18 protein-coding genes are annotated in these 18,229 nt (G+C 56.5%); 11 read left to right on the top strand and 7 right to left on the bottom strand.

Features of this window, described 5'->3' with window-relative positions:
- The first annotated feature begins 112 nt into the window (after positions 1–112).
- From GNG27_RS10985 to GNG27_RS10945, 9 genes are all read left to right on the top strand, one after another.
- Entirely contained in the window at positions 113–1,267 is a 1,155-nt protein-coding gene (locus GNG27_RS10985) for an iron-containing alcohol dehydrogenase (protein WP_156263683.1), read from the top strand.
- Between the two features lie 43 nt (positions 1,268–1,310).
- Positions 1,311–2,327, top strand: coding sequence for a 2-dehydro-3-deoxygalactonokinase (locus tag GNG27_RS10980; protein WP_156263682.1), 1,017 nt, complete (start codon positions 1,311–1,313; stop codon positions 2,325–2,327).
- A gap of 19 nt (positions 2,328–2,346) precedes the next feature.
- Positions 2,347–3,336: a 2-dehydro-3-deoxygalactonokinase gene (locus GNG27_RS10975; RefSeq protein ID WP_156263681.1), complete on the top strand. Its 990-nt coding sequence runs from the start codon at positions 2,347–2,349 to the stop codon at positions 3,334–3,336.
- A gap of 107 nt (positions 3,337–3,443) precedes the next feature.
- A complete protein-coding gene (locus GNG27_RS10970; protein ID WP_231312479.1) occupies positions 3,444–4,682 on the top strand; it encodes an MFS transporter in 1,239 nt (412 codons plus the stop codon).
- A 46-nt stretch (positions 4,683–4,728) separates the two neighbouring features.
- Positions 4,729–5,376 carry a bifunctional 4-hydroxy-2-oxoglutarate aldolase/2-dehydro-3-deoxy-phosphogluconate aldolase gene (locus tag GNG27_RS10965; RefSeq protein WP_156263679.1) on the top strand — a complete coding sequence of 216 codons (648 nt, stop codon included), beginning with the start codon at positions 4,729–4,731 and terminating at the stop codon, positions 5,374–5,376.
- A 123-nt stretch (positions 5,377–5,499) separates the two neighbouring features.
- The gene (locus GNG27_RS10960) at positions 5,500–6,297 is read left to right on the top strand and encodes an IclR family transcriptional regulator (protein WP_156263678.1); all 798 of its coding nucleotides are present in this window, start codon (positions 5,500–5,502) and stop codon (positions 6,295–6,297) included.
- A gap of 44 nt (positions 6,298–6,341) precedes the next feature.
- Positions 6,342–7,829, top strand: a complete 1,488-nt coding sequence (locus GNG27_RS10955; protein WP_156263677.1) for a carboxypeptidase M32 — start codon at positions 6,342–6,344, stop codon at positions 7,827–7,829.
- Between the two features lie 149 nt (positions 7,830–7,978).
- On the top strand, positions 7,979–8,299 hold the full coding sequence (asr, locus tag GNG27_RS10950; RefSeq protein WP_156263676.1) for an acid resistance repetitive basic protein Asr: 321 nt from the start codon (positions 7,979–7,981) through the stop codon (positions 8,297–8,299).
- Between the two features lie 279 nt (positions 8,300–8,578).
- Positions 8,579–9,403 (top strand): serine protease, encoded by an 825-nt coding sequence (locus GNG27_RS10945; protein WP_156263675.1) that lies wholly within the window; start codon positions 8,579–8,581, stop codon positions 9,401–9,403.
- Between the two features lies 1 nt (position 9,404).
- Here the strand turns inward: GNG27_RS10945 and GNG27_RS10940 are convergent, their stop codons facing one another.
- From GNG27_RS10940 to mdtJ, 3 genes are all read right to left on the bottom strand, one after another.
- Positions 9,405–11,567: an EAL domain-containing protein gene (locus GNG27_RS10940; RefSeq protein WP_156263674.1), complete on the bottom strand. Its 2,163-nt coding sequence runs from the start codon at positions 11,565–11,567 to the stop codon at positions 9,405–9,407.
- Between the two features lie 86 nt (positions 11,568–11,653).
- Complete coding sequence (gene mdtI / locus GNG27_RS10935; protein WP_142489294.1) at positions 11,654–11,983, bottom strand: multidrug/spermidine efflux SMR transporter subunit MdtI; 330 nt, start codon at positions 11,981–11,983, stop codon at positions 11,654–11,656.
- Positions 11,970–12,332 carry a multidrug/spermidine efflux SMR transporter subunit MdtJ gene (mdtJ, locus tag GNG27_RS10930; protein ID WP_156263673.1) on the bottom strand — a complete coding sequence of 121 codons (363 nt, stop codon included), beginning with the start codon at positions 12,330–12,332 and terminating at the stop codon, positions 11,970–11,972. Before mdtJ ends, mdtI begins: the two co-directional genes overlap by 14 nt.
- Before the next feature lie 416 nt (positions 12,333–12,748).
- On the opposite strand from mdtJ, the gene GNG27_RS10925 reads away from it, so the two are divergent.
- Positions 12,749–13,786 (top strand): AI-2E family transporter, encoded by a 1,038-nt coding sequence (locus tag GNG27_RS10925; RefSeq protein ID WP_142489292.1) that lies wholly within the window; start codon positions 12,749–12,751, stop codon positions 13,784–13,786.
- On the opposite strand, the gene GNG27_RS10920 is transcribed toward GNG27_RS10925, so the two are convergent.
- The gene (locus GNG27_RS10920; protein WP_156263672.1) at positions 13,783–14,739 is read right to left on the bottom strand and encodes a zinc-dependent alcohol dehydrogenase family protein; all 957 of its coding nucleotides are present in this window, start codon (positions 14,737–14,739) and stop codon (positions 13,783–13,785) included. The two genes, GNG27_RS10925 and GNG27_RS10920, sit on opposite strands and share 4 nt — an antisense overlap.
- 23 nt (positions 14,740–14,762) lie before the next feature.
- Positions 14,763–15,665, bottom strand: coding sequence for a LysR family transcriptional regulator (locus tag GNG27_RS10915; RefSeq protein WP_156263671.1), 903 nt, complete (start codon positions 15,663–15,665; stop codon positions 14,763–14,765).
- 114 nt (positions 15,666–15,779) lie between these two features.
- Here GNG27_RS10915 and GNG27_RS10910 point away from each other — a divergent pair, with 114 nt between their 5' ends.
- Positions 15,780–16,385 carry a LysE family translocator gene (locus GNG27_RS10910; RefSeq protein WP_156263670.1) on the top strand — a complete coding sequence of 202 codons (606 nt, stop codon included), beginning with the start codon at positions 15,780–15,782 and terminating at the stop codon, positions 16,383–16,385.
- Here the strand turns inward: GNG27_RS10910 and smrA are convergent.
- Both smrA and GNG27_RS10900 read right to left on the bottom strand, forming a co-directional pair.
- Complete coding sequence (gene smrA / locus GNG27_RS10905; protein WP_142489289.1) at positions 16,382–16,945, bottom strand: DNA endonuclease SmrA; 564 nt, start codon at positions 16,943–16,945, stop codon at positions 16,382–16,384. The genes GNG27_RS10910 and smrA overlap by 4 nt on opposite strands.
- A 345-nt stretch (positions 16,946–17,290) precedes the next feature.
- Positions 17,291–18,199 carry a LysR family transcriptional regulator gene (locus GNG27_RS10900; protein WP_142489288.1) on the bottom strand — a complete coding sequence of 303 codons (909 nt, stop codon included), beginning with the start codon at positions 18,197–18,199 and terminating at the stop codon, positions 17,291–17,293.
- Between the last annotated feature and the right edge of the window lie 30 nt (positions 18,200–18,229).

Below are 18,229 nucleotides of genomic sequence, written 5' to 3'. Positions count from 1 at the left end.
ATGTGAGTCCGCTCATTGTTCAGACAAAACGGATTATGCATCGGAAAAATATCACCCCATAATAAACACATATCCGGACACTGTCCGCATTTACGAACAAAGGGAAAAACAAATGACCGATTTCATCTTCAACAACCCCGTCAAACTTCACGTCGGCCCAGGCAAATTCAATCAGCTCGGGACCATTGCTCAGCACTATGGCAAGAAGGCCCTGCTGGTGGTGTCTGACAGCACCAAACCGACCGGCCAGCTCGCCCGGGCTCAGGAAGCCTTATCCGCAGCAGGCCTGACCTTCGCCGTTTATGACGAATTCATGCAAAACCCGCTCTCTACCCTCGTGGAAGCCGGAGCAAAGCTGGCGCAGCAGGAACAATGCGATCTGGTCATCGGCATCGGCGGTGGCAGCGCGATGGATATGGCGAAAGGGATTGCGTTTTGCGCGCTTAACGAAGGCAGCATCTGGGATTATGTGTTCGGCAGAAAAGTGGCCCAGCACGCGCTGCCGATTATTCTGGTACCGACCACCGCTGGCACGGGCAGCGAAGCCAACCGTACCGCGGTATTTACCAACCCGGAAACCCACGATAAGAAAGGGCTGGTGAATCCGCTGATTTATCCGGTGGCGTCAATTATCGACCCGGAACTGATGCTGACCCTGCCGAAACGTGTCATTGCCGGGCCGGGGGCAGATGTGTTGTTCCACGCCCTGGAATCGTACATCTCCCGTAACGCGCATCCGTTCAGCGAAATGCTCTCCCTGCGCGCCATTACCCTGCTGGCGCAAAACCTGCCGCGCGTGTACGCCGATGTCACCGATCTGGCGGCCTGGGAGCAGGTCTCCTTTGCCAGTACCCTGGCCGGTACGGCCATCGACTGCGCAGGCACCACGCTGCCGCACGCGCTACAACATCCTATGGGCGGTTTACTGGATGTGATCCACGCAGAAGGTATCGCCGCCGTCTATCCCGCGTTTATGGAATATACCTGGTCGGCCGCACCGGAAAAATTTGCCGCCATCGCCGCCGCCATGGGTGTCGACACGCGGGATATGGATACCGAAGCCGCCGCTTACAGCAGCGTTAAGGCGGTGACCGATTTCCTTCAGTCCGTCAACATGCTGCCTTCATTAACCGAGCTGGGCGTTAAGGAAGAACATTTCGACTGGATCATTAATAACGTGCAAACCACCATGAAGGTGGTGCTGGAAAATAACCCGCGCGTGCCGGATGCACAAACCTTACGCGATATTTTACAGCGCAGCCTGTAATCCCTCCCGGTAATGGCGAACAGATAACGATAAAGGAGCGAATATGTTTGTGGTTATTGATTCAGGTTCGTCAGCAACGCGTATTTATTTGCTGAAATTTTCCGACACCCGCGTTATTGATAAAGTAATAATTACCGAAGGGGTGAATTCCACGCTGACTTCCGGGAGTAGCGACATATTACGTCAGTCGATGGCGAATGGCGTAAAACAGTTGCTGGCAAGAAACGGCCTCGCTGAAAATGATATTGCCTTTATTATTGCCTCGGGGATGATTACCTCTAACCTGGGGCTGCATGAAGTTCCGCATCGTATTGCCCCCGCCAGCATTGCCGAGCTGGCGCAGCACACGGTGAAATTTGCCGAAAACGAACTGCTGGCCCTTTCTATTCCGGTGATATTAATTCCGGGGATTAAAAACGACACAACGCCTTCATGGGCTAACCTGCGCGGTATCGATCTCATGCGCGGCGAAGAGACGCAGGCGGCAGGAGTTCTGCTGGGCTACCAGCCGCGTCTGCCCTGCACGTTGATTGAGTTAGGCTCTACCACCAAGCTGATTTCCATTAACGAACAGGGGCAGATCGCGGGTAGCATTACCTCACTCAGCGGCCAGATTTATGCCGCCATAGTGAAACAGACGTTTGTATCATCCAGCGTCACCACCTCTGCGGAAGAACCCGCCGAGGAAATCGATCGGGATATTATTGATGCCGCCTGCCGTTCCGTGGCCGACAGTGGATTTTTACGCACCGTATTAATGACGCGCTTCTTGCAATTTTCATTTCCGACCACCGCCTCTCAGCGCAAATTATTCCTTGAAAGCGCCATGGCCGGTGACGACGTAAAATTGTTCGCCGACGCGCAACAACAGGGGTTTAATTTCGATGGCGACGTCTTCTTAATTGGCAACGCCAGACGCTGCGAGATATATCAGCACGTCATTCAGCAACAATTAAATATTGATAATCCGTTACGCATTATATCTGACGAAGAGCAAATAGATCTGTTAGCCATTACCGGCGCCAGCGCTATTGCCAATATTCTTCACACCCTACAGTGATAAGAAGAGCGAGAAAGATATGTACATTATTACTATTGATACCGGCACCACCAATACCCGCGTGTGTGCCTGGCAGGATACGCGTTTGCTCGCCGAGGCAGCCCGTCCGGTGGGCGTGCGTGATACCGCCATTTCCGGCAGTACCGAAACATTAATGCGAGGCGTTAGCGAAGCCGTTCAGGATGCGCTCAGCCAGGCACGGATCCCGGCAGGAGAAAAAGTGGTTTATCTCTCTGCCGGGATGATCACCTCCAATGTGGGACTGTGTGAAATACCCCATTTACTGGCCCCCGCAGGCCTGGATGAGCTGGCGCAGGGGATGGTCAGCGCACATTTGCCGGCGATTACCGACGAGCCCGTCTGGTTTGTGCCGGGCATTCGTAACCATAACGCGCCGATCACGCTGGATAATGCCGAGCAAATGGACATGATGCGCGGGGAAGAAACTGAGGCCATCGGCGTGCTGGCCAGCCTTGATATAGCCGGTCCGGCGCTGATTATCCTGCCGGGCTCGCACTCGAAGTTCGTGAAAATCGATGCTCAAAATCGGATCGAAGGCTGTGTGACCACTATTGGTGGGGAAATGCTGGATGTGATCACCCGCCATACGATCCTCGCCAGCTCGCTTAACCTGCAGTTTGCCAGCGAAATTGACGCGCCGTCCCTGATGCAAGGGGCGAATCAGTGTCTGACTACCGGCCTGTCCCGCACCTGTTTCTCGGTTCGCGTGCTGGATATGTTCGGTGAGTTAACGCTGAACCAGAAAGCCAACGTGCTGCTCGGTGCAGTATTACAGGATGATTTACAGGCGGTTAAAAACAGCAAGGCCTTTACGGTTACGCCGGATACGCATGTCATCGTATGCGGTAAAGATACCCTGAAATTTGCTTTTGCCACCTTAATTGATAACGACCCCTGGTTTACCGGAAAAATAACAATCGCACCGGCAAACCGTTCTCTTTCCAGTTCCGGGTTATTTGCCATGGCGTCTCGCCGACAGATTATTTAATTCTTTTGTACCCTACACAAAATTAAAAGGTCTGCTTTATGAATACTATCGTTAATGAAAGAGCAGTTGCTAAAAAGAGAGGAAATAAGCGCTGGTTCGTGGTTTTCATGTTACTGGTTGGCGGCATTATTAACTATCTCGACCGCGCCAGCTTATCCATTGCTGCGCCGGACATGATGAAAGATCTTAATTTATCCAATACCGATATCGGTTTATTAGGATCGGTCTTTGCACTGATATACGCGCTCTGCCAGCTGCCAGCGGGTTTTCTGGTAGACCGCTTCGGGCCGAAAAAAGTCTACGGCTGGGCAATCGCGTTATGGAGCGGTGCGACCATGTTGACGGGTGCGTGCAGCAATATGGTCACCCTGATTTTTGCCCGAGGCATTCTGGGCGTAACGGAGGCACCCTGCTGGCCGGGTGCGGCGAAGATCACCGCCTCCTGGTTCCCGAAGAGCGAGCGCGCCCTGGCAACCGGCTTCTGGGATGCCGCCTCTAAATGGGGTCCGGCGATTGCGCCGCCTATCCTGGTCGCCATCATCGTTCCCTTTGGCTGGCGCGCGCTGTTCTATATTGCCGGGGCAATTGGTTTAGTGTTTGTCGTGTTCTTTATCTTTGCCTACCATCAGCCAGAAAAGCACCCGACAATCAGCAAAGAAGAGCTGGATTATATTAAAGAAGGCGGCGGCGGCACCGCAGTAAAATTAACGGGCGATGCGGAAAAAATTAGCTGGGGCGGATTATTTAAATACCGCTGCATCTGGGGAATGATTTTAGGCTGGTTCTGCTACGTGTGGATGATGAATATCTTCACCACCTTCCTGCCTCTCTATTTAATGAAGACCCAGAACATTCAGTTTAAAGAGTTAGGTATCTACGCCAGTATTCCATATTTCGGCGGTATCGTTGGCGCGATTGCCGGTGGCTATATTTCGAAATGGCTGGTTGATAAAAACATTTTCAGCGAGTCGTTAAAAGCCAAACGCGTGACCATCAGTATTTCCGCGCTGTTAGCCGGTGTCGCCGTGATTGCCGTACCTATGGTCGACAGTTTATCCGCAACCCTTGCCCTGCTGGTGGTGGCTATGGGACTGCTTTCTGCATTGTCGGCCACCGGGTGGGCATTGCCGGGGGATGTTGCTCCTGCCTCGATGGTGGCGTCGGTGGGCAGTATTCAGAACTTCGGCGGCTATTTTGCCGGTTCATTATCACCGCTGGTTACCGGTTATATCGCCGACGTGACCGGGTCATACACCCTGGCGTTCACCAGCGGCGGGATTATCGCAGCCTGTGCTGCACTGTGTTACTGGTTCATCGTCAGAGAGCCTGTGACCGTAAGGGATTAATGTCATCAGGGAGGCGACTCCCTGATTTTTGTCTAAGAGGTTATTCATGATTAAACATCGCGTGATTGGCGCTATTGAAGAGACCGGCATCATTGCCATTGTACGCGGCGTCGCGCCCGAAGGCATTTTGCCGCTGGCGAGCGCCTTGTACGACGGCGGTATCCGGGTTATTGAAGTGACCTGTAATTCGACCCGTCACCTGGAAAGTATCAGCGCCCTGAAACAAGAGATGGGCGACAAAATGTATGTGGGCGCCGGGACGGTCATCAATCCGGTGATGGCGCAGCTGGTACTGGATGCCGGGGCCGATTTTGTTCTATCGCCCGACTTCAATCCTGACGTCGTGTCAATGGTGCATGAAAAGCAGCGACTGATGATCCCGGCGGTGATGACGCCGTCAGAGATTTTACAGGCCTGCCGTCTGGGCGTGGATTTACTGAAGCTCTTCCCGGCCAACAGCCTTGGCGTGAACTACATGAAAGAGATACAAGGTCCGCTGGATAACCTGTCCTTAATCCCGGTTGGCGGCATCACGCTCGACAACACCCGCGACTTTGCCAAAGCCGGCGCCTTCGCCGTGGGGGTCGGCAGCGCGCTGACCAACAAAGCCTGGATAGCACGCGGCGACTGGGGTGCGATCGCACAGCAAGCAAAGGCGTTCATACACACCTTTCACGACGGCAAAAGAGCCTGACTGAACAGCCCAAAAGCCACTGTATGTGGCTTTTTTATTGTTCTTTCCCGCCGCCTGGCCGCTGTTTTCACTGCGGTTACCTCGCTATACTGCCCGCTATAACAATGACAGTGAGGTAAACCCGTGTCGGAAAAGATAAATCGCTCGGTTGCCCGGGCGCTTGAGATGCTGGAGTTAGTGGCTGCAAGTAAAGATGAGCTGACGATCACCGAGATCAGCAAGCAACTTGGCATTCCCAAGAGCACCACCTTTGATATTCTCTACACCCTGCTTGATAAAGGCTATCTGGAACAGGCCAATGAAAAACAGAAATCGTTCAAACTGGGCGTAAAGCTGTTTCAGACCGGCGCATGTTACCTTGAACAGACCCCTTTCCAGAACGTAGCGCACTCGGTACTGGAACGGCTGGCCGAAGTGGCCGGAGAAACCGCCTTTCTGGCGCTGTTAAACAATGATGAACTGGTCTACTTCGATAAAGTCGAGAGCCCGAACTCGGTGCGCACATCGGCCCGAATTGGCTCCAACAATCCGCTTTATTGTACCGGCCTCGGTAAAGCCATCCTCGCCGCACTGCCCGATGAAGAGGTAAAAGCGATACTGGCCCGTACCGGTGGCTTAAAACCCGTTACCCCCTATACCTGCACCGATGAAACGCAGTTTTTTGCTATTCTCAATCAGGCACGCCAACAGGGTTACGCCATTGATGACCGTGAACATAACGCGGAAGTGTTTTGCCTGGCGGCACCGGTTTATAACCTGCAAGGCAAAATCTATGCGGCGATTAGCGTTGCCAGCCTGTATACCAAAATTAACCACCAGCCCGAAAAAATCACCGCCCTGGGTAAAATGATCGCTGATGCGGCACTGGACCTTTCCCAGCGGATCGGCTATCGCGGCCCGCGCCTGTATGCGGACTTTTAATCGGGTTCACACCTTAACCGCTTCATAAGGACAAGAGAAACAGAATGACGAACAACGAGAACTATCAGTCTCTTACCCGCACCTTCCAGCGTCTCTCCCGCTTCTCCCATCTCTCTTCCATCGCCAGTTGGGACATGTTCACCATGATGCCCGCGGGCGGCAGCGCCGCCCGGGGCGAAGCGCTGGCAGAACTGAGCGTGCTGCAACATCAGATCCTGACCGATAAAAAAGTGGCCGACTGGCTGCGTAACGCTGAAAGCGAAGATCTTAACGACGTCGAACAGGCCAACCTGCGGGAAATGACCCGCCATTATCAGCAGGCCGCGCTGCTGCCAGAGTCGCTGGTTGAAGCCAAATCGCTGGCGGGCAGTAAATGCGAGCATGCCTGGCGCACCCAGCGTCCGGCGAATGACTGGCAGGGCTTTGCTGCCAACCTGAAAGAGGTGGTGAAGCTGAGCCGGGAAGAGGCCCGCCTGCGCACCGAAGCCAAAGGCTGCACCCCTTACGATGCGCTGCTGGATATCTTCGAGCCGGACATGACCAGCGCCCGGCTTGACGAGCTGTTTGGCGATCTCAAATCCTGGCTACCGGATCTGCTGAACCAGGTTGTCGAAAAGCAGGCGCAGCAGTCCTTCGTGCCGCCGCAGGGCCCGTTCCCGACGGCGATCCAGCGCGAGCTGGGGCTGGAAGCGATGAAGACCCTCGGCTTCGACTTTAACGCCGGTCGTCTGGACGTCAGCGCCCACCCGTTCTGTGGCGGCGTGCCGGAAGACGTGCGCATCACCACCCGTTACGATGAAGACGAGCTGCTCAGCGCCCTGTTTGGGGTGATTCATGAAACCGGCCACGCCCGTTACGAGCAGAACCTGCCGCGCAACTGGCTCGGCCAACCCATCGCCCTGGCACGCTCTACCGCTATTCACGAATCCCAGAGCCTGTTCTTTGAGATGCAGCTTGGCCGCAGCAAGGCGTTTCTCAACCACCTGCTCCCGGCGGTGCATGAGCGCTTCGGCAGCCAGGCGGCCTTCACGCCGGAGAACTTTGTCGCCTGGAACCAGCGCGTTAAGCCGGGCTACATCCGCGTGGATGCTGACGAAGTGAGCTATCCGGCGCACGTGGTGCTGCGCTATGAGATCGAGCGGGCACTGATTAACGGCGAGATCGAGGTGGAGGACATTCCGTCCCTGTGGGATGAGAAGATGCAGGCGTGGCTGGGCCTGTCCACCAAAGATAACTACCGCAACGGCTGTATGCAGGATATTCACTGGACGGACGGCGGCTTTGGTTATTTCCCGTCGTACACCCTGGGTGCGATGTACGCCGCCCAGCTGTTCGCTGCTGCGAAAAAGGCCCTGCCGGGATTGGACGCCGCCATCGCCGTGGGGGATTTCAGCGCCCTCTTCGACTGGCTGCGTCAGAACATCTGGCAGCACGGCAGCCGCTTCACCACCGCCCAGCTGATTGAGCAGGCGACCGGGGAGGATCTCAACAGCCGCTACTTCCGTGACCATCTTACCGCCCGCTACCTGTAACCCTCCGCGCCGGGTATCGTACCCGGCGCTGTACAATCCGTAACACGCCGTCACCAATCACTCACGGAAGCCCCGTAGTTTCAGGGATATAGTTCTTTCAACGGCCCCGCAGTGGGGTTAAATGAAAAAACCAATTCGAGGGTAGGATGATGAATAAAGTATTAGCTCTGGTTGTTGCCGCTGCAATGGGTCTCTCTTCTGCTGCGTTTGCTGCTGACACCGTCGCCAACACCGCTGCACCTGCTGCAACCGCGACCACCACCACAGCACCGGCTGCGAAAACCGTGCACCACAAAAAACATAAAAAAGCTGCCGTCCAGAAAGCACAGGCAGCGAAAAAGCATCACAAAAAAGATGTGAAAAAAGCGGAAGCCGCTCCGGTTGCCCAGAAAGCCCAGGCTGCCAAAAAACACCACAAAAAACCAGTGAAACACGAAGCTGCAGCCCCGGCAGCTAAACCGGCTGCATAAGCCGACTTACCTTAACGTGCCCTGAGGGGCGCGTTGGTCCCCGGCGCTGAACCCCCAAGGTCGCAGCGCCGTTTTTCTATCCGGAGGGCGTTATGTTTCAGCGCTATCGGTTTGAGTTCATTCTTATCACGCTTATTTTGTGCGCACTTGTCGCCAGTGTGTTTTATATTTCCTGAGTGTAGCACGCTGATTTTACTCCCACTTTCGCGCTGTCCCGTCTATAGTTATTAACCAGGGTTCATATTTAATAATCATAATTATCCCCCTTCAGAGTGTGATATGCGTAAATCTGTTGTGGTTGTACTGGGAACGTTTTTTCTCTTTTCTGGGTTAAGTCATGCGGACGATGGCGGTGTCGACGCTGCGAACGTCAAAAAAGAGGTACAAACGCTGTTTTTTGGTCATGACGACCGCACGCGTGTCGCCGATCCTTCCCGCTCGCCGTGGGATGCCATTGGCCAGCTGGAAACCGCCAGTGGAAATCTGTGTACTGCGACTCTCATCACCCCTCAGCTGGCGCTGACCGCCGGCCACTGCCTGCTTGTGCCGCCAAACGGTAAACCGGATACCGCCGTTGCCCTGCGCTTCGTGTCGCTAAAAGGCAGCTGGCGCTATGAGATCCACGGCATTGAAGGGCGCGTCCCGGCGTCACTGGGACGACGGCTGAAAGCCGACGGCGATGGCTGGATCGTGCCGCCTTCTGCCGCCTCCTGGGATTTTGGTCTGGTGGTGCTGCGTAATCCGCCATCGGGGATCACCCCGCTGCCGCTGTTTACCGGCGACAAAGACGCCCTGACCGCCGCCCTGAAAGCGGCCGACCGCAAGGTGAACCAGGCAGGCTATCCGGAAGATCATCTCGACGTGCTCTATACCCATCAGGACTGTATCGTCACCGGCTGGGCGCAAACCGGCGTGCTGTCGCATCAGTGCGATACCCTGCCCGGCGACAGCGGCTCGCCGCTGATGCTGAAAACCGCCGAAGGCTGGCAGGTCATCGGGGTACAAAGCTCCGCCCCGGCGGCGAAAGATCGCTGGCGGGCGGACAACCGCGCCCTGTCGATTACCGGCTTTCGTGACAAGCTGGAAGAGCTGGCCCGGCAGTGATTTAGCACTGCCGCTGCTGGCGTAGCGCCATGATCGCCTCTATCGGCATCGGCTGGCTGTACCAGAAGCCCTGCAGCTGATCGCAGCCCGCCAGCCGCAGCAGTTTCATCTGTATCTCGTTCTCCACCCCTTCGGCCACGACGGTCATCCCGAGGGCGCTGGCGATGCGCACCGTGCCGCTGACCAGGGCCGCGGCCTGCTCGTCATGATCCACCAGCCCGGCCAGCGATTTGTCGATCTTGATGGTGTCGAAGTTAAAGCGCCTGAGATAGCCGATGCTGGAGTAGCCGGTGCCAAAATCATCCAGCGCCACGGCGATCCCCTGGGCTCTGAGGTTGTTGATAGCTGAACGCGCCCGCTCGGGATTTTCCAGAACGTAGGTTTCCGTCACCTCCAGCTGCAGGCGCGTGGCCGGGAAGTGGCTGACGTCGAGGGCGCCTTCCACTTTGGCCTCAAATTCCGGGTCGCGGAACTGCGCGGGCGAGATGTTGACCGACAGTTTGAGATCCGCGTAAGGCTCCAGATCCTGACAGGCCCGGCGCAGGACAAACTGCCCCAGACCATAAATCAGCCCGCTGGTCTCCGCGATAGTGATAAACACGTCCGGCGGCAGCGGCCCCTCCGGGCGGCGCGGCCAGCGCACCAGCGCCTCCACGCTGACCATCTTCTGGCTGCGCGCATCGATGATCGGCTGATACCAGACATCGAACTCGTCGCGCTCAAGGCCGCTGCGGATCTGACTCTCAATCGCCACCTGGCGCTCACGCACGCTGTTCAGCTCCGTATCGTAGTGCGTCACCCGCCCCTTGCCGGTGATTTTGGAGTGGTACATGGCGATATCGGCGCGACGGAACAGCTCCGAGCTGGTGCACTCCACCAGGGTGCCGCTGGCAATACCGATGCTGGCGCCAATATGGATGGTGCGCTCCCCGACGCGGATCGCATTGTTCAGATAATCGAGAACAAAACCTGCAAAGGCGGAGGCCAGCGCTTCGGCATTGTCCCCGCCGATGGTCATGGCAAACTCATCCCCGCCCATGCGGGCCAGCATGCCGTCTTTCGGCACCTTGTCGCGTAGCGCGCCGGCAATGATAACGATCAGCTCATCGCCCACCTCGTGGCCGTAGATATCATTGACGTCTTTAAAGCCGTCGAGATCGATAAAGACCACGCTTTTACGATCGGTATCGCCGCGCTGGCTCACCCGCTCCAGCTCTTCAATCAATGCCCGGCGGTTAGGTAAATGGCTGAGCCAGTCGGTGCGCGCCACCTTTCTCGCCAGGTTCTCACCTCGTGCCAGTTTATACAGCCCCACGCAGCTGAAGAGGATAAACAGCAGGATCAGCGCTGCGGTGAAGAGCACGATCTGGGTGATATCCAGCGAAGCAGCTTTGGCCGCGGCAGCCCCTGGCAGGCGCGGCTTCCACGACAGATACCCCAGCACCTCCCCCGAAGAGCTCTTCAGCGGCACGTTAACGTCGCTGACCTGCTCCGGGGTGAAGGTCAGGTCGTCGATCTGAAAGGTGTTTCCCAGATCGCGCAAAATTTGCGGATTGATGTGGCGGGTGATGACCAGAAAGCGGCGGGTATTGTCCCCCGCCTGCAAATTGCCTATCGTCGGGCGGATCAGTCCGACGCCCACGAAGGCGATCCCCGCCCGGGTGCGGGTGATCCCGGCATAGATGTTTTTATCCGATTTCAGGGCGTTGGTGTGCATCAGGATCAGCGACTTTAAGCCATCGCCAAAGAAGTCGAGGTTTTTTTCCGCGAAAGGCTGGCTTTTAAACGATCCCCACAGCACCCGGAAGCGTTCGTCGAGTACAAAGGTGCCGTCATACAGGTTATTGACCTTATAGCCCGCCCCCCAGGTGTTGTAGAGCCAGTCTATGTCCAGCGCCGGACGATAGGCTTCGCGCACCGCGTCATCCCAGACGGCGTTGTCGATCACCAGCGACCAGACCCGGTTAATCGAGGTCTGAACGGCGCCCTGCACGGAGAGGGCCGTACGCTGCTCGTCGATTTCATTGGCTTTACTGCTGATGAGGTTCAGCGAGAGGTACAGCAGGGTCACAACGGAGAAAATTAAGCCGAGCCCTGCCATAAAAATCATGACAAACAAAGTTTTCGCAGAGGGGATTTTACGCCAGCTTAAAGGGGTATGCATTCATTCCTCGTCCTTTTTAATGCTTTCAGTCTAAGCGTAATACAGGAGATGAATTTCGCTGCCTGTAATGACAGGCAGCGATGTTATCAGGCCAGTTTTATCATGATCATCCCGGCCAGAAGCAGAAGCAGGCCAATCCAGCCCTTCTGGTTCAGCCGCTGACCAAACAGGATCCAGCCCGCCGCCAGCGTCGCCGCAATCCCGAATCCGCCCCACAGGGCATAGGCCACCGACAGCTCAATACCTTTAACCGCCTGCGACAGGGCGCTGAACGCGCCCAGTACCGCCGCAATCGACAGCAGACCATAGGCTTTGCGGCGAAAACCGTCGGAAAACTTCAGCAGCACGTTAGCGGCAATCTCCAGGACGATCGCCAGCGCCAGCCAGGCGCCATGTACCCACTCAAACTGTGGCATGGGTCGCCTCCTTGCGCTGTTTTACCGGTTTGCGGGTGCCGGATTTGATGAATATTATTCCCGCTACCAGCGTCGTCAGTCCGGCCATTTTCATCAGCGACAGCGACTCATCAAACAGTAAAACGCTAAACAGGGTGATTAAGAAAATACCTACCCCTTCCCATAATGCATAGGCTACGCCCAGCGCGATTTTTTTAACCGCAAAAGACAAGAAAATATAGGACAGCGCAATCATCGACAGCATTAAAATATAACCGGTGTGACCGCCGCTGACGCTGGCCCATTTCATGGAGAGGGTGCCGGTTATTTCAGCAACAATAGCCAGGGCTAAGAGGATCCAGTAAAACATGTTTTTCTCCTGCTTGAGAATATAATCCTTCGCGGCTCGCCAGTGATGGCAGCCGGGTAAAAACGAATGAAGATTCAGCCGGGCGCAAGGCGCCAGCTCAGGCAGAGAGAGGGTCTACAGCGCGGTGCGCCAGTGTTGCTCGCCAGACAGCAGGCAAAAAGAGGAGAGTAAAACAGAGAGGTTTGAAAAATAGGTCCTGAACAGATTGTCCATAAAATTACAATTATCTGCGGTGTTGCTTCTCGTCAGTGCAGATGAAAATTGTCTCCGGTAGTTAAACACAGCTGATTTTTACCATAAGCCAGGATTTTACTCAAAGCCTTTTCATTTCTTTACCCTCGCCGTTTGCGTTTGGTTAATTTATTAAAAGCGCCGCGCCGTTAGAATATATAAAAAGGACGGCATCAGGAGCCAGTATGGCCAAACCCATTATTACCCTCAACGGATTAAAAATAGTCATCATGCTCGGCATGCTGGTGATTGTGCTGACGGGGATCCGCATTGCGGCGGATATTATTGTGCCCTTTATCCTGGCGCTGTTTATCGCCGTGGTGCTGCACCCGCTGGTGCGGCGTCTGGTGCGCCTGCGTCTTCCCCGGGTGCTGGCGATCGTCCTGCCGATCCTGCTTATCGTGGTTTTTATGGCGTTACTGGTGGCCTATCTGGGCACCTCGCTGAATGAGCTGGCGCGCACCCTGCCGCACTACCGTACCTCGCTGGCCGTGCCTTTGCTGCATCTGGAGCCCTGGCTGCAGCGGGCCGGGATCGAAGTGTCGATGGAGGAGCTGCTGAAGTATATCGACCCCAATGCCGCTATGACGCTGGTAACCGCCCTGCTGGCGCAGCTCTCCAGCGCCATGACGTCTATCTTTCTGCTGCTGCTGACCGTGGTGTTTATGCTGCTGGAGGTGCCGCAGCTGCCGGCGAAGCTCCAGCCGCTGATGTCACGCCCGGTAGAGGGGATGGCCGCCATTCAGCGCGCCCTCGACAGCGTCTCGCACTATCTGGTGCTGAAGACCGCCATCAGCCTGGTGACCGGGCTGGTGGTCTGGGGGATGCTGGCGGCGCTGGAGGTACGGTTTGCCTTTGTCTGGGCTCTGCTGGCCTTTGCCCTGAACTATATCCCCAACATCGGATCGGTGCTGGCGGCCATCCCGCCCATTGCGCAGGTGCTGGTATTCAGCGGCTTTTACCCAGCGCTGGTGCTGCTGGCGGGGTATCTGATCGTCAATCTGATCTTCGGCAACATTCTCGAGCCCCGGTTAATGGGGCGCGGGCTGGGCCTCTCCACGCTGGTGGTTTTCCTGTCGCTGATCTTCTGGGGCTGGCTGCTGGGGCCGGTGGGGATGCTCCTGTCGGTGCCTCTGACCATTATCGTGAAGATTGCGCTGGAGCAGACCACCGGCGGCAAAAGTATTGCGCTGCTGCTGAGTGATATGAGCCGGGCGAACTAAGGATTATCGCGGGTAAAGTCCAGCAGCGGCTTGTGGGTACGCCCCGCCTGGCGGTAGCCGGCCAGCGCCGACGGCCAGGCACTAAAGGGGATCAGCATGGCGTCGCTGTACTGGCTCTCAGCCAGCAGCGGCCAGATTTCACTAAACGCCGCCTGCCACACCTGCGGGCTAAGCGCCGCGAAGTGGTTGCGAATATGGAACCAGTGCGTCGGCGGAAAATGACGCTGTAACGAAAAGGGCTGGCCTGAGAGCAGCCCGTAGCAGACAAACGTTGCGCTGCTGCGCATCGAATTGAGGATGGTCTGGGCCAGCTCGCCGCCGGTGGCGTCATAGACAATGTCGCTGGACGCGGCGAGGGCGCGCACGGTATCGCTGTCCTGCTGCGCAACCGGGACGATCCCCATTGCCCGCAGCCTGTCGGCGTGGATCGCCGAACGGTGAATGCCGTACACCGCCGTCGCCCCCCGCCGCTGTGCCCACTGCCCGAGCAGAATGGCGCAGTCCGACCCGGCGGCGGTCAGCAGTACCCGTTTACCCTGCACAGGCCAGAGGTTGAGCATCAGCCAGGCCGCCATCGGGTTGATAAACGCCCGCGCCGCCAGCGCGTCCTCAACGAAATCGGGAACCGGGATCGCCAGCGCCGCCGGGCAATCAACATATTGCTGCCAGGTGCCTTCCCCGCGCAGGGGCAAAACCCGCTGTCCCGGCAGAAGCGCAGCGCCGTCCGGAGCGGCAATCACCTGACCCATGCCTTCATATCCGGCGATGGCGGGCAACGTGATGCGATGACGGTAGGCCCCGGTGATGGGGATCAGATCTGAGGCATTGACCGGGGAGAGCAGCATCTGCACCCGCAGCATTCCCGGCTGTAGCGGCGCTTTTTCGCTGATTTCCCTCTGGAGTACAGATTCAGGTTCACCAAACTGGCGGTAGCGTAATGCGGTATTTTCCATGGATGCGCGGCGTTCTGTCAGAATCATTCAGCCCGCAAATGTACCATATCCGGGGTGTGTGCCAGCAGATACTCGCCCAGACGGGTAATGGCCTGCTGCTTACTGCTGTCGCCCGGCGACACCAGATAATAGCCATCGCCGGTGCGGACGATGCGTGAGAAGGGCCGCACCAGCAGGCCCTTCTCCAGCGCGTTCAGGCTCAGCGCGACATCGCCCACCGATACGCCGTGCCCGCCGATAGCCGCCTGATTACCCTGCTCCAGGGTATCAAACAGATGACCTTTGCTGAGATCAATCGTCTTTTCCAGCTCGCTGCCCTGCAGCCAGCGTCGCCAGTCCCGGCGATCCGCTGAGGGATGGATTAATTCACAGGTGGCCAGATCCTGACGGGCCTTCTCCACCAGCCAGGGGGCGCAGACCGGGGCGAGCAACTCGTCAAACAGCCGCAGCGAATGGGTGTTAGCGCCAAACTGACCGTTGCCCAGCAGAATGGCGCAATCAAAGGCTTCGGTGCGAAAATCAACCCGGTCGACGTCCATCCAGACGCTGGAGACCTGCACGTCGGGCGTGGCGTTATCCGCATGAAACCCGCGCAGGGCCTGCAGGAGCCAGTTGACCGTCAAACTCGAAGGGGATTTCAGGCGCAGCAGACGGCGGGTGCTGCGAAACGCCTCGCAGGCGCTCTCCAGGGTGGCGAAACCGCTGCGAAGCTGGTTGGCCAGCGCGCGTCCGGCATCGGTCAGCTCCACCGCCGGGCCTTTACGCAGAAACAGCTGGCACTGAAAATTCTCTTCCAGGGTACGGATATGGCGACTGACCGCTCCCGGCGTCAGGTGCAAGGCCTGCGCAGCACGGGTAAAGGAGCCATGCCGGGCCGCGACGTCAAACGCCCGGAGCGCATACAGCGGAGGAAGGGGTGAAGGCATGGCGCACGTCCATTGTGAGTTTTACTCACAGTTAAACGCAGGATTTTACGTTTTTCAACCCGCCGAATTTTGCCGACACTCAGGGCCTCATCCCCTTTGTATAAGGTATGTTCTGTGGCACTGACGCTGTTAGGCACCTATTTTTTGTCGGTAATTTTACTGTTGATGACTCCTGGCCCGGTGGTGGCGCTGGTCACCCATACGGCGTTGCGGGAGGGGCATCGGCGGGCATTTGTCACGGTGGCGGGCACCAACGTCGGCTCGCTGGGGCTGATCCTGATGGCGACGCTGCTGCTGAGCGGTATGATAACGCTGCATCCGCTGGCGCTGCCGGTGGTGGGTATCGCAGGGGCGCTGTTTCTGGCGGGGATGGCACTTCAGCTGCTGCGAAGCAGCGGCGGCCCGCAGGCCGCGGCTTCGCGTTCCGCCGGCGGCTTTATCGCGGGCCTGATGACCGCGATAGCTAACCCGAAAGACATCCTGTTTTTTGCCGCCTTTTTTCCGCAGTTTGTTCCCGTCACGCCCCGCTTTGCGCTGAGTATCATGCTGTTGACCGCCATCTGGGTGGTGCTGGATCTGCTGATCCTGAGTCTGTGGATCCTCAGCGTCCGGCGCTATTTACCCCAGCGCTACACCCGCGCGGTCAACCGGGTGGCTGCCCTGTTCCTGTTAGCCGTGTCGGCCTCGGGTCTGGCGCTTAACGTGCCCGCTCTGTGCTAGCGGCTGCGTTTAGCCAGGCGCTCACGGGTTTCGAGCTTCGCCTCACTGGACTTGCGCAGTGCAACATAGCAGGCGCCGCTGCCGCCGTGATGCGGCTGGGCCACGGTAAACGCCTGTACCGCCTCGAACTCCGGCAGCCAGCGCGCCAGATAGCTGCGCACGATGTTGGCGTGGGACTTATCGTCGCGCCCTTTACCGTGAATGATAATCAGGTTACGCAAGCCGTCACGCTCCGCCTGGCGAATGAAGGTAAACAGCTGCTGGCGGCACTGCTCCACGGGCTGACGCAATAAGGTGAGGCTCGCCTCGCGGGGGTATTTGCCCGAGCGCAGCTTATCGAATACCCCCTGTTGCACCCCTTCCCGCTGAAACGCCAGCGGCTCTGCCAGAGGCAGAACATCCAGAAAGCCGGTGGTGAGAAAGTTATCCAACTGGCTGGTGTCCACAGGCTGGCGAGTGCGCGGGGTGGCGGCGGGCTGCCAGTGGACGTCGGTACAACGCCTGAGAGGCTGGACATCCTCCATCGCATCGAGAAAAAGCGATTTATCGTCTGGGTTCATGGCATCCTCCTGCTTAGCTGACAGGGTACTATACCTGCCCCTTTCACGTGGCTCAATGCGGCGTTACAGGTCGGTTAATCATTCCAAAAACAATAATTAATAAACTAAATTTAATGGATAATGCATGTGGACTGAAATTAATTTTTATTAATGATTAACTTTATGACTTACATTAAATTTTTATGATCCCGTTACGTTAATTCCTTTATTTATCACTAAAAGATGTTATATATGAAGTTATCTGCACAACGGAAATAATAAGCAGAGTTGCATCTGGAGCAATGCTGTGTGTACTGTGGAGTCTGTTGGATGTCGACGGGCTCCTTTTTTTTATCCTTATACTGTCTAATAAATAACCTGCCGGGCATGACGTCTGAATTGTGTGATTAATGAGGTGGTCAGCGGTGTCTGTCGGGAGTCCCTTCGTTGAATAAGGTAATAGGTCGCTTTCGGTAACGGCTCTTTCACCGGCAACATCACCAGCCTGTTGGCCAACAGCGGGTCGCAGCCCAGCTCCTGCGGCAGTATGCTGAGAAAATCGCTCTGCGCCACCAGGCTAATACAGGACGAAAAGGTCTCACATACCACGCCAATATGGGGGATCTGATCCCGGTGGGAAAACATCTCCTCCAGTTGCTTATAATAACTGCCTCGCGGGGTTGGCATCGTCCAGCTATATTTCAGCAACGCATTAATGGATTCCGCACCTATTGCCGGATGATCTGCCCGACAAAATATCGCAAAAGGCTTCTCAAACAATTTTTCGAACGTGAATTCATGATCATACGGCCCCTGGTAATAGGTATTGATGGTAAAATCAAGCTCCCCCTGGCGTAATTCATTAATCATCGAAACTAATTGCCCCTCCATAATACGCACCTTGACCTGCGGGTGCTGCTGATGGAAACGGGTAATGACCGCAGGCATTAACAGGCGGGCAATACTGGCGCCCATGCCGATATTAATCTGCCCGGCCTGCTGGCCCTGCCGCTGGCGAATATCGTCCTGCGCGCTGCGTAACTCTTCAAGTATCAGCCTGGCGTGCTGGTAAAAACTCTCTCCGCACTCGGTTAAGGTCACCCCTTTGCTGCGGCGGATGAATAGCTGCGCCGCGATGCCCTCTTCCAGCTCTTTAATCGATTTGGTTAACGCCGGCTGCGACAGGTTCAACACCCGACCCGCCCCACGGATGCTCCCCTGCTGTGCCACTTCCACAAAGGCTCGCAGCTGATGAAATTTTACCTGGAATGTCATGTCGGCACCGATAACCGTTGTCTATCAGAG

It is taken from the genome of Leclercia sp. 119287, assembly GCF_009734485.1.
Lineage (GTDB): Bacteria > Pseudomonadota > Gammaproteobacteria > Enterobacterales > Enterobacteriaceae > Enterobacter > Enterobacter adecarboxylatus_C.
This window is presented reverse-complemented; position numbering and strand designations above follow the sequence as displayed.

What these genes read in the sequence shown, in the direction of transcription:
- GNG27_RS10920 (WP_156263672.1), bottom strand. Translation starts at nt 14,739, where the DNA reads ATGGAAAATACCGCATTACGCTACCGCCAGTTTGGTGAACCTGAATCT.
- asr (WP_156263676.1), top strand. Translation starts at nt 7,979, where the DNA reads ATGAATAAAGTATTAGCTCTGGTTGTTGCCGCTGCAATGGGTCTCTCT.
- GNG27_RS10925 (WP_142489292.1), top strand. Translation starts at nt 12,749, where the DNA reads ATGGCCAAACCCATTATTACCCTCAACGGATTAAAAATAGTCATCATG.
- mdtJ (WP_156263673.1), bottom strand. Translation starts at nt 12,332, where the DNA reads ATGTTTTACTGGATCCTCTTAGCCCTGGCTATTGTTGCTGAAATAACC.
- GNG27_RS10915 (WP_156263671.1), bottom strand. Translation starts at nt 15,665, where the DNA reads ATGCCTTCACCCCTTCCTCCGCTGTATGCGCTCCGGGCGTTTGACGTC.
- GNG27_RS10985 (WP_156263683.1), top strand. Translation starts at nt 113, where the DNA reads ATGACCGATTTCATCTTCAACAACCCCGTCAAACTTCACGTCGGCCCA.
- GNG27_RS10945 (WP_156263675.1), top strand. Translation starts at nt 8,579, where the DNA reads ATGCGTAAATCTGTTGTGGTTGTACTGGGAACGTTTTTTCTCTTTTCT.
- GNG27_RS10980 (WP_156263682.1), top strand. Translation starts at nt 1,311, where the DNA reads ATGTTTGTGGTTATTGATTCAGGTTCGTCAGCAACGCGTATTTATTTG.
- smrA (WP_142489289.1), bottom strand. Translation starts at nt 16,945, where the DNA reads ATGAACCCAGACGATAAATCGCTTTTTCTCGATGCGATGGAGGATGTC.
- GNG27_RS10970 (WP_231312479.1), top strand. Translation starts at nt 3,444, where the DNA reads ATGTTACTGGTTGGCGGCATTATTAACTATCTCGACCGCGCCAGCTTA.
- GNG27_RS10975 (WP_156263681.1), top strand. Translation starts at nt 2,347, where the DNA reads ATGTACATTATTACTATTGATACCGGCACCACCAATACCCGCGTGTGT.
- GNG27_RS10900 (WP_142489288.1), bottom strand. Translation starts at nt 18,199, where the DNA reads ATGACATTCCAGGTAAAATTTCATCAGCTGCGAGCCTTTGTGGAAGTG.
- mdtI (WP_142489294.1), bottom strand. Translation starts at nt 11,983, where the DNA reads ATGCCACAGTTTGAGTGGGTACATGGCGCCTGGCTGGCGCTGGCGATC.
- GNG27_RS10955 (WP_156263677.1), top strand. Translation starts at nt 6,342, where the DNA reads ATGACGAACAACGAGAACTATCAGTCTCTTACCCGCACCTTCCAGCGT.
- GNG27_RS10940 (WP_156263674.1), bottom strand. Translation starts at nt 11,567, where the DNA reads ATGCATACCCCTTTAAGCTGGCGTAAAATCCCCTCTGCGAAAACTTTG.
- GNG27_RS10965 (WP_156263679.1), top strand. Translation starts at nt 4,729, where the DNA reads ATGATTAAACATCGCGTGATTGGCGCTATTGAAGAGACCGGCATCATT.